The sequence below is a fragment of the Plantibacter sp. Mn2098 genome (assembly GCF_049319745.1).
Taxonomy (GTDB): Bacteria; Actinomycetota; Actinomycetes; order Actinomycetales; family Microbacteriaceae; genus Plantibacter.
Genome location: NZ_JBMOUH010000015.1, coordinates 58,290 through 64,980, shown reverse-complemented (window position 1 = coordinate 64,980; position 6,691 = coordinate 58,290). Strand labels below are relative to the sequence as shown.

5 protein-coding genes are annotated in these 6,691 nt (G+C 66.9%); 1 reads left to right on the top strand and 4 read right to left on the bottom strand.

What is annotated here, in order from left to right:
- Nucleotides 1-111: 111 nt before the first annotated feature.
- The 4 genes from ACL9RL_RS19360 to ACL9RL_RS19345 form a co-directional block, all read right to left on the bottom strand.
- Nucleotides 112-1,842 (bottom strand): glycoside hydrolase family 13 protein, encoded by a 1,731-nt coding sequence (locus ACL9RL_RS19360; RefSeq protein WP_422781929.1) that lies wholly within the window; start codon nt 1,840-1,842, stop codon nt 112-114.
- 86 nt (nt 1,843-1,928) lie between these two features.
- Nucleotides 1,929-2,846, bottom strand: a complete 918-nt coding sequence (locus ACL9RL_RS19355; RefSeq protein WP_422781926.1) for a carbohydrate ABC transporter permease — start codon at nt 2,844-2,846, stop codon at nt 1,929-1,931.
- Nucleotides 2,846-3,856 carry a carbohydrate ABC transporter permease gene (locus tag ACL9RL_RS19350; protein WP_422781925.1) on the bottom strand — a complete coding sequence of 337 codons (1,011 nt, stop codon included), beginning with the start codon at nt 3,854-3,856 and terminating at the stop codon, nt 2,846-2,848. The genes ACL9RL_RS19355 and ACL9RL_RS19350 overlap by 1 nt, the downstream gene beginning before the upstream one ends.
- Complete coding sequence (locus ACL9RL_RS19345) at nt 3,856-5,253, bottom strand: ABC transporter substrate-binding protein (RefSeq protein WP_422781924.1); 1,398 nt, start codon at nt 5,251-5,253, stop codon at nt 3,856-3,858. Before ACL9RL_RS19345 ends, ACL9RL_RS19350 begins: the two co-directional genes overlap by 1 nt.
- Before the next feature lie 218 nt (nt 5,254-5,471).
- Here ACL9RL_RS19345 and ACL9RL_RS19340 point away from each other — a divergent pair, with 218 nt between their 5' ends.
- Nucleotides 5,472-6,626: an ROK family protein gene (locus ACL9RL_RS19340; RefSeq protein ID WP_422781923.1), complete on the top strand. Its 1,155-nt coding sequence runs from the start codon at nt 5,472-5,474 to the stop codon at nt 6,624-6,626.
- Nucleotides 6,627-6,691 lie beyond the last annotated feature (65 nt).

Genomic DNA, 6,691 nt, shown 5'->3' with positions numbered 1-6,691 from the left:
CCGAGAGTCCCTTCGACCAGCTCAGGGAACGGGGTAGCCGTCGAGGGGAGGCGAACTGCCGTTGAGACGGCGTTCGGACGACAGGTCGCCTCCCCTCGCGGGCTGGGATCGTCAGCGCGGGAGGCGCAGGACGCGGACCTCCCACGGGGCGAGGGGCGATGCGATGCCACGGGCGGCGACATCGGGCAGGTTGCCGATGAGGACGGTCGCATCCGCCGCGACGAACGCCGCGAGCTCGGCGTCGAACGCCGCATCGCCGACAGCACCGGCAGCTGCGTCAACGCCGACCGCGAGCTCCTCGCCGGACCAGTTGCCGAGGACGAGCAGGCGGTCGTCGCCGAGGGTCCGCGTGAAGGCGTACAGCGCGGGGTGCTCCGGAGCGAGCAGCGCGAAGTCGCCGAGGGCCACGACGGGTAGCTCGTGGCGCAACGCGATGAGCCGCTGGTAGTAGCCGAACACGGAACGCTCGCCCGCCGCACGATCGGCCTCCACGTTGACGGTCGCGGCATCGGGTCCGACCTCGATCCACGGCGTCCCCGCCGTGAATCCGGCTCCGGCCTCCCCTGTCCACTGCACGGGCGTCCTGGAGTTGTCGCGGCTGCGGAACGCGAGCGCGTCGAGCACGTCCTGCTCGGTCCACCCGGCGGCCAGCGCCTCGTCGAACCAGTTCACGGACTCGATGTCCCGGTACTGGTCGATCGAGGTGAACCTGGCGTTCGCCATCCCGATCTCGTCGCCCTGGTACACGTACGGCGTGCCGCGGTGCAGGTGCAGGATCGTCGCGAGGAGCGTCGCGGACTCGTACCGGCGCGTGTCGTCGCCGAAGCGCGACAGCGAGCGCGGCTGGTCGTGGTTGGCGAAGTAGAGACTGTTCCACCCGGCCGATGCGAGCCCGTCCTGCCAGCGTCCGAGCGACCGCTTGAGGTCCACGAGCGACAGCGGGCGGTTGTCGAACTTCGTCTCCGGCCCGTGGTCGAGACCGACGTGCTCGAACTGGAACACCATGTCGAGTTCGCGCCGCGCCGCATCGGTGAAGAGCACGGCGTCCTCGACGGTCACGCCCGGCATCTCGCCGACCGTGATGAGCTGCGCGTCGCGATCGGCGAACACCTCGCGGTGCATCTCCTGCAGGTGGTCGTGGATCTGCGGCCCCGTGTTCATGTGCGGAGCGCCTGGCAGGAGCGATGCCGGGTCCTTCGCGATGAGGTTGATGACGTCCATGCGGAAGCCGTCGACGCCGCGGTCGAGCCACCAGTTCATCATCGCGAAGACGGCGGCGCGGGTGTCCAGGTTCTCCCAGTTGAGGTCCGGCTGCTTCGACGCGAACATGTGCAGGTAGTACTGGCCGGTCGTCTCATCGAGCGTCCACGCCGGACCGCTGAACGCGCTCCGCCAGGCGGTCGGTGGCCCGGCGACGCCGTGCTCGTCGACGATCGGGTCTCGCCAGATGTACCAGTCGCGCTTGGGGTCGTCCTTCGACGACTTGGACGCCTCGAACCACGCGTGCTCGTCGCTTGTGTGGTTGACGACGAGGTCCATCACGAGCTTCATGCCGGCCGCGTGCACCTCGGCGAGGAGCTCATCGAACTCGGCGAGCGTCCCGAACAGCGGATCGATGTCCTGGTAGTCGCTGATGTCGTAGCCGTTGTCGGCCTGCGGCGAGCGGTAGATGGGCGACAGCCAGATGACGTCGACGCCCAGGTCCTGCAGGTGGCCGAGGCGCGAGCGGATGCCGGCCAGGTCGCCGAATCCGTCGCCGTTGCCGTCCGCGAAGCTGCGCGGATAGATCTGGTACACGACGGCATTCGACCACCAGGCCGGGGTGCCTGTGGCCTCCAGCACTGCTGACGCCGCGGCGGCCTGTCCCGCGCCGCCTGCGACAGCCGCGCCGCCTGCTTCGGATACGGGGGTTTCGGTTGTTTCGATGGTCACTTGACCGATCCTCTCATCACACCGCTCACGACCCACTTCTGCGCGACGATGTACACCACGAGCAGTGGTGCCAGCGCCATCAGGTAGGAGGCGAACGCAACGGTGTAGTTGGTGTTGAACTGTCCTTGGAAGACGTATTGGGCGAGCGGGAGCGTCTGCGCGGACGGGTCCGACAGGATGACGAGCGGGAGCAGGAAGTCGTTCCACGCCCACACGCACGTCAGGATGCCGACGGTCGCGTTCATCGGCGCGAGGAGCGGGAACACGACTTTCCAGAACACGCCCCAGGTGCTGGCTCCGTCCATCCTCGCCGCCTCCTCCAGCTCGATCGGGATCGACCGGATGTACGCGGTGAAGATGAAGATGTTGAACGACAGCCCGTAGACCGTGTACAGCAGGATGAGGCCGACAGGGGTGTCGAGCCCCAGCAGCGCCGTCTCCTTCACAACCGGGAGCATGATGATCGGGAAGGGTACGAAGATCGCCGCGAGGAAGTAGAAGTACAGCCCCTTGAAGAACCTGCGGTGCATGTTGCGGGCGATCGCGTAGGCGACGAGCGAGTTCGTGATGAGCGTCAGGACGACGGCGCCGACCGTGATGAGCGCCGTGTTGAGGAGCGCACGCGGGAAGTTCGTGAGCTCGTACGCGTCGGCGAAGTTCTCCCATCGGATGCTCGTCGGCAGTTCGAACCCGGTGCCGCCGAGCTGATCGGGCGACTTGAGCGCGGTGATGATCGTGAAGTACAGCGGAATGAGGACCGTGAGTGAACACACCGCGATGAGGGCGGTGATCCACCAGTTGGTGCCTCCGTTGCCGCCGCTGAGCGTCGCGAGGACGGGCCGGCGGTTGTGCCGTTCCGCGCCGGCGCGGTGCGCCGTGGTGACGGATCTGGTTTCGGTGGTGGTTGCGGACATCAGACGCTCGCCTCCCTGCGCTGCAGGAATCGCAGCTGGATGAATGACACGAGGATGATGACCACGAGGTACACGACCGCGTTGGCCATCTGGTAGCCGTACTCGCCACCCTGGAAGCCGCCGCGGTAGATCACCATGGCGATGGATTCGGTGGACGTGCCAGGACCGCCGTTCGTGAGGGCGACGATCTGGTCGAAGACCTGCAGGAACGACTTGAACGAGAGCACCATGTTGATGGTGAAGTACGCACCGATGAGCGGGAACGTGATCGAACGGAATCTGCGCCAGGAGGCTGCGCCGTCGATCGCCGCCGCCTCGTAGAGCTCCCCGGGGATCGTCTGCAGGCCGGCGAGGTAGAGGATGACGTTGAACGCCGCCGCCTGCCAGACAGTCGTGATGACGATGCCCACCCAGGCGAACGACGGATCGGCGAGGAGGTTGCCCGCCGGGAGCCCGAGGTTCTCCGCGATGGCAGGGAACGAGTTCGCGAACAGGTAATTGAACACGTAGCCGATGATCAGGATCGCGAGCACGTACGGGATGAAGAAGATCCCGCGGAACGCCGTCCGGAACTTGATGTTGGCGTTCAGTCCGAGCGCGATCGCGAGGGAGATCACGTTGACGAGGATCGTGGAGACGACCGCGAAGAAGAACGTGAAGCCGTAGGAGTTCAGGACCCGGCTGTCCTGGAACAGGTTGAGGTAGTTGGCGAAGCCGACGAGGCTCCAGTTGCCGTAGCCGGCGTAGTTGGTGAGGCTGAAGAACATGCCGGTCAGCACGGGGATCGTGTGCAGTACGAAGAAGATCACCACGGCTGGGACGACCATCCAGTAGAAGGCGCGGGGGACGCGTCCTCGTCGGCGCGGTTCTTCGCGGCGCACCCGGGCGAGCGGAGGTTGCGGGGTGGTTCGGGCCGTGTCCTGGCCAGTGGTCTGACCCGTAGTCTGGCCGGTGTTCTGCGGTGTGCCCGGCTGTGATGCCGGCGTCGTCGCCTGCGGTGTCGCGCTCATCATTTGCCTTCTCTCGCGGTGGCGGAACGTGCTGCGACCTTCGACCACTCGCTGTCGAGATCCCGCAGGAACGTCTTCGAGTCGCCCGTGATGACCATGGACTGCAAGAGGTTCGTGAGCGGGATCGACGCGGGGATCTGGTGGTCGATGAAGCCGATGATCTTCCCCTGGGAGAAGTACGGCTCGAGTCCGGCGAGGGCCGGATCGGTGTTGGGTGCGGCGTCGACGAGCGGGGAGAAGGTGCTCTGCGCCTTCGAGTACGCGTTCACGACGTCCGGGGACATCAGGTAGTCGAGGAATCGTTTCGCCTCGGCCGGGTGCTTCGTGTCGCGTCCGATGGAGATGCCGACGTCGACACCGGAGACGACGATGCGCTTGTCCGGGTCGTTGGTGACGGGGTACGGGAACGTCGCGATGGGGGCGTCCGGGTCGGTCACCCGGATGGCGGGGATCGCGTAGGAGCCCTGCAGGTACATCGCGGACTCGCCCTTCGCGAAGGCGGCGTTGCCCGCGTTGTAGTCGCGGCTCGCGAAGTCCTTCTGGCAGTAGGAGAAGAGTTCGACCTGCTGTTTCGTCGCGTCGGCGAAGTCCTTCGAGAAGGACACCTTCCCGCCGCTGACATCGGAGCCCTCAGCGCGGAGGTCGGTGAAGAAGTCCTTCGGCATCAGCGCCCCGCCGATGTTGACGAACGCCGGACCTGCCGTCCACGCGTCCTTCATCGTGCAGTAGAGCGGGTTGATGCCCTGGTCCTGGAACGTCTTCGCCGCTGCGATGAGCTCATCCCAGGTGGTCGGGACCGCGACGCCGGCCTCCCTGAAGATGTCCGGGTTGTAGATGATGCCGGAGGCGTTGCTCGCGAACGGCATCGCGTTCACCTCCGGCCCGGATCCACCGTCCGGGTTGCAGCTTCCGAGCGCCTGCACGATGTCCTGCACCGCCGGGTTGACGGTCTTCGCGACCGGCTCCTTCGAGAGGTCCGCAAAGACGCAGGCCCGAGCGAGCTCGGCGTAGTTGCCGCTCACGTTGAGGGTGAGGACGTCGGGGACCTTGTTCTTGACGAGGAGAGTGCGGATGGCCGTGTCCGGGTCCGGCACCGCGTTCTGGACCACTCGGATGTCGGGGTTCTTCGCCTCGAAGTCGGTGATGATCTGCGCAAACTCCTTGACCGCTTCCGGCTTGAACTGGAAGAAGTCGAGGGTGACGATGCCGTCGCCCGCCTGGGTGGAGCAACCAGTGAGCGCAGCGGCCGTCAGGACGACGCCGAGCGTTCCGGCGACGACCCGGCGGGTCTGACGCGGTTGACGGGGCCGGTGCGGCCGGTCGGGCTGGTGGGTCGTGCGGGTTCTGGATCGATGACGATCCCCCGCATCGGTATCGCTGGGTTCTGATGACTGCACGATCGCGCCTCCTTGCGCTGGTGGTCGGTCCGGCGGTCAGCTGGTGGACTCGCTGAGCGGTTCGCGACCTTGCCTGGATTATTTCTACGACGGAAGGAATAGGTCTGTCAAGGACGGATTCCATCACCGAGCACGGACCCATGCTCCTCCGGCTAGCGCTGGTTCGATCCGCCGTGGAATAATCCGGGCCAGGGTTACCGGAAAGGCGATCGATGACGATGACGGATCCACGAGCCGACGTCGGCGATTCCGGCCGCGGCCTCGCCCGCGAGGTCCTCATCCACGGCCCCATCGCGCGCAGCGAACTCGGGCGGCGCCTCGGACTGTCCGCCGCGAGCCTCACGAGGCTCAGCAAACCCTTCCTCGACCGCGGGCTCTTCATCGAGGCGCCCGAACTCCTCGACGGCGCCGTCGGCCGGCCCGCGAAACCGCTCGACGTCCGCGTCGACGCACAACGGTTCTTCGGCATCAAGGTCACGGGAGAGCAGGCACTCGGCGTCGCGACCGACCTGCGCACGAATGTCCTGGGCTCTGCGACGGCGAATCTCATCGGTCGGCGGCCCGAAGACGCCGTCGACGCCATCGCTGCCATCATCGACGAGCTCGCACCGCAGACCGGATCAGGCCCGCTGACGGCGATCGGGGTGAGCATCGGCGGCAAGGTCACCGGGTCCAGGATGGTCACGCGTGCACCGTTCCTCGACTGGCACGACGTGGACCTCGCCGCCCTCGTCGAGCGCCGGTTCGGGGTGCCGGCGGTCATCGAGAACGACGTCGTCGCCCTCACGGAGGCCGAGCACTGGTTCGGGCAGGCCCGCGGTGCGGAGAACTTCGCCGTCATCACCACGGGGGCCGGCGTCGGGTACGGGCTCGTGATCCACGATCGGCAGGTCATCACACCGGACACGGGGCTGGGGCTCGGCGGACATTTCCCGATCGATCCGACCGGACCGCTCTGCAGCACCGGGCATCGCGGCTGCTCGTCTGCGATGCTCTCCATCCCGAGCATGTGCGCGACCGCCGGCGTCGGCCTCGGGCACGAGATCGGCTACGAGGAATTGCTCGACCTGTCCCTCGACGTCGACGCGCCCGGGCACGCGGTGGCGGCCCAGGTCGTGCAGGCGTCGGGGCGTGCACTCGGTCGGCTCATCGCCGCCGCGGCGAATCTCGCGATGGTGAGCGCGGTCGTCCTGTCCGGCGAGGGCATCCGACTGGCGCACGTCGCCTCCGAGGCGATGCACGAGGCGATCGCCGCCGATCGTGACGCCGATGCCGAGCCGATGACCGTCCTCATCGACGACCCCGACTTCACGACCTGGGCTCGTGGAGCCGCGGCGGTGGCCATCCAGTCGACCTTCGGCCGCCTGGTCTAGCCCCCTCCCCCCTCTCTTCTGTCGAGGGGTCACAAAGTGCGGGTGCTTGAGTCGAACACCCACAC

Bases quoted from the DNA above. Each gene is read 5' to 3' on its own strand.
- ACL9RL_RS19355 (WP_422781926.1), bottom strand. From the start codon at position 2,846: ATGTCCGCAACCACCACCGAAACCAGATCCGTCACCACGGCGCACCGC.
- ACL9RL_RS19350 (WP_422781925.1), bottom strand. From the start codon at position 3,856: ATGAGCGCGACACCGCAGGCGACGACGCCGGCATCACAGCCGGGCACA.
- ACL9RL_RS19340 (WP_422781923.1), top strand. From the start codon at position 5,472: ATGACGGATCCACGAGCCGACGTCGGCGATTCCGGCCGCGGCCTCGCC.